Below are 3,180 nucleotides of genomic sequence, written 5' to 3'. Positions count from 1 at the left end.
CAGATTACATTTTAGAAAGGAACAGGAAGTCTTTGCCAATCTACAATGACGAGGATGGCGTGTTGTTGTACGAAACGTCTGGCAATGATCACTGTGGAACTCGCCGTGTCAGGCGCTTTCCCCGAGGGAAGGTGAAAGGATGCCTGAACCGACTGAAGAGGCGCGCCTGGATGCGCTGTACCAACTCGATCTGCTTGATACGGACCCGAGTGAGGCCTTCGATCGGATCACTCGCATGGCCGCACAGATCTTCGGGCTGCCCATCGCAGCCGTCTCGCTCACCGATCGAGACAGGCAATGGTTCAAGTCGCGCGTAGGAGTTAGCCACACCTCCATTCCCCGCAACAAGGCACCCTGTGCTCAGGTGGCGGAAACTTCTGCCCTGGTGGTCATCCCTGACCTGCTCGAGGATCCTTGCTACCGCGACAGCCATCTCGCCCAGACTGGCGTGCGCTTCTATGCGGGAGCACCGCTGGTCACGAACGATGGCTTCGGCTTGGGAGCCATGTGCGTCCTCGGCCTTGAGCCAAGGCAAGCCTCTTCTTCAGAATTGGCGGCACTGGCAGATCTTGGAGCCATGGTCATGGCCCAAATCGAGTTGCAGCACGCCTTCGGCCGGGTTGATCCGCTGAGCCGATTGTCAAACCGAACCCAGTTCGCGGAGGATCTTGAGGATCTCGCACGCGACCAGCCCGAGCATGACCAGCGCCTCGCTGTACTGATTGATCTCGCCAGCCCGGAGCAGCTCAGCAACTCAACACGGGTGATGGGGTCTTCCTATCTTGACGACATGGTCAGGGACATGTCCCGCGAGATCAGGACGGGGATCAGCACAAGCAGTAAACTGTACCACGTTGGAGCCACACAGTTCCTGTTCCTGACGCCGAAGCAAGTCGAGGTGAGAGGCTATGCGGCTCGTTTGGCGGAGCAGCTTAGCGAGATGCAGCAGTCATCTCTCTCCCGCTTCGTGATTACCACTGTCGCCGGCGTGGCGCCCTTCAGGCTGGGCGAGGTAAAGCCGCTCGACGTCCTTCGCAATGTCCACGGCGCGGCACAGGACGCGCGGCGCACGGAGGTCAGGGTGGGTGTCTACTCGCCGACCCAGGACACTGCTCACCAGCGCCGTTTTACCCTCCTCAATGACTTTGGGGCAGCTCTCGAAGCGGCGGACCAGCTGAGGTTGGTTTTCCAGCCGCGCATCGACGTGATCTCGCGCACCTGCGTTGGCGCGGAAGCCTTGCTGCGCTGGCGTCATCCAGGCCTCGGCGAGATATCACCTGCTGAGTTCATGCCAATCATCGAGCAGACATCGATGGTGAGGGCTGCTACGGCTTGGGTTCTTGAGACCGCTCTCGACCAACTACTGGAATGGCGTGGCGCCGGTTTGCAATTGCAAGTTTCGGTCAATATTTCTGCAGCAAACCTGCTGGAGCCTGACTTCGCGGATCGCGTCCTGAACAGCCTCGCCAAGCGCTCGCTTGCGCCTAGCTGGCTTGAACTCGAGATCACCGAAACAGGTGTCATGGAGGACACTGGACAAGCGCTCGCGGTCCTGGAGGTGCTGACGGACGTTGGCGTCCGCTTAGCCATTGACGATTTTGGAACGGGTTACAGCAGTCTTTCTTACCTGCAGCGCATCCCTGCCCACGTGGTGAAAATCGATCAAACCTTCGTACGCGACCTGGCTACCGACGAGCGTCAGCGCTCGCTCACAGCCGCTATGGTCTCGCTCTCCCACAACCTCGGTTACCGAGTTGTTGCAGAAGGAGTTGAGGCCATCGAGGCTCTGAACTGGATCGAAAGCGCTGGCTGCGATGAAGCGCAAGGGTACTTCTTTGCGCGCCCGTTGGCAGTCGCCGACTTTTCGACTTGGTGCCTGAGCAGCCCGTATGCCCCGGTGATCACTGGCACTGAAACCGCTCGGCCGTCTGTCCCACACTCCATTGCGACCGACCTATCAGCCGAGGGACTTGCTGCAGTTTAGTGGAGAGGCATGGGATCAGCTGGCGGCCATTCTCTCGAACTGGGCCGGGCTTATGGAGTTGAGCGCGGAGTGGCGCCGGACAGGGTTGTAGAAGCCGTCGATGTACCGGCCAATGGCTTGCTCGGCGTCCTGGCGGGTCTCGAACATGGTGCGCCAGACGAGTTCCGACTTCAGCGTCTTGAAGAACGTCTCTACTATGGCATTGTCATAGCAGTTCCCCTTGCCAGACATCGAGATCAGGAGGCCGCGCTTTCGGAGTTCGGCCTGGTAGTCGGCGGAGCAGTATTGACCACCGCGATCGGCATGATGGATCAGTCCTGAAGCTGGGCTGCGCATGGCGAGGGCCTTGCGCAGAGCCGCCAGAGCCGGTTCCCGGTGCAGCCGGTCGGCCACGGCCCAGCCGACGACGCGGCGCGCGAACAGGTCGATCAACACCTCCAGATACAGCCAGCCTTCGCGAGTCCAGATGGTGGAGATGTCGCTGCCCCACTTCTGGTTAGGACCCTCTGCGGAGAAATCCTGATCCAGCAGGTTGGGCGCGATCGGCCAAGCATGGTGGCTATCGGTGGTCCGCTTGAACCGCCGCTTCTGCCGGGCGCGGAGGCCGTTCTCCCGCATCAGGCAGGCCGTCCGGCGGCGTCCAACCGCCAGACCGCAATCCTGCATCTCCCGCGTCATACGCGGGCTGCCGTAAGTGCCGTTGGACAGCGCGAAGGCCGAGCGGACATGGGCCAGCAGCACCATGTTCTCGTGCTGGCGGCGGCAAGCCGGGCGACCTATCCAGGCGAAGTAGCCGCTCTGGCTGACGCCAATGACACGGCAGAGACGGTGCACGGGAAATCCTTCTTCGCCTCATCGGTGAGCGTGAACCTCACCGACTTCCTTCCTTGACGAAAAAAGCCGTGGCCCGTTCGGGAATGTTTCGCTCCTAGCGAAGGATCTCGTTCACAGGCCGCAGCCGCTTCAGCTCGGCCGCGACATTCTCCTGCCCGGGCGGCTCGGGCTCATCAATCTGCCGGTCCCGGCTCCGGCTGAGCCACCGGACCAGCGTTGAAAGACCAATCCCTAGATCCTCGGCGATCTTGCGCTAGGTTCACCTGCTGGTCCGGACCAGCCGGACCGCCTCCTCCTCAAATTCCATCGTGAACCGTTGACCAGCCCCCATGAGGTGCCCCAGGCGGATTTTTAATGGAGCA

General features: G+C 61.0%; 1 protein-coding gene and 1 pseudogene. One reads left to right on the top strand and one right to left on the bottom strand.

Going from position 1 to position 3,180, the window contains the following annotated elements; translation table 11 throughout:
- The first annotated feature begins 139 nt into the window (after positions 1–139).
- Positions 140–1,984 (top strand): putative bifunctional diguanylate cyclase/phosphodiesterase, encoded by a 1,845-nt coding sequence (locus BO39_RS29110; protein ID WP_084698675.1) that lies wholly within the window; start codon positions 140–142, stop codon positions 1,982–1,984.
- A 15-nt stretch (positions 1,985–1,999) separates the two neighbouring features.
- Here the strand turns inward: BO39_RS29110 and BO39_RS29105 are convergent.
- Positions 2,000–3,149 (bottom strand): annotated as a pseudogene (locus BO39_RS29105) (IS3 family transposase).
- Between the last annotated feature and the right edge of the window lie 31 nt (positions 3,150–3,180).

The organism is Roseomonas aerilata DSM 19363 (assembly GCF_000711725.1).
GTDB classification, from domain to species: Bacteria; Pseudomonadota; Alphaproteobacteria; order Acetobacterales; family Acetobacteraceae; genus Roseomonas; species Roseomonas aerilata.
Note: the sequence above shows the minus strand (reverse complement) of the source record. Positions and strands in the feature narration are given on the sequence as shown.

Bases quoted from the DNA above. Each gene is read 5' to 3' on its own strand.
- BO39_RS29110 (WP_084698675.1), top strand. From the start codon at position 140: ATGCCTGAACCGACTGAAGAGGCGCGCCTGGATGCGCTGTACCAACTC.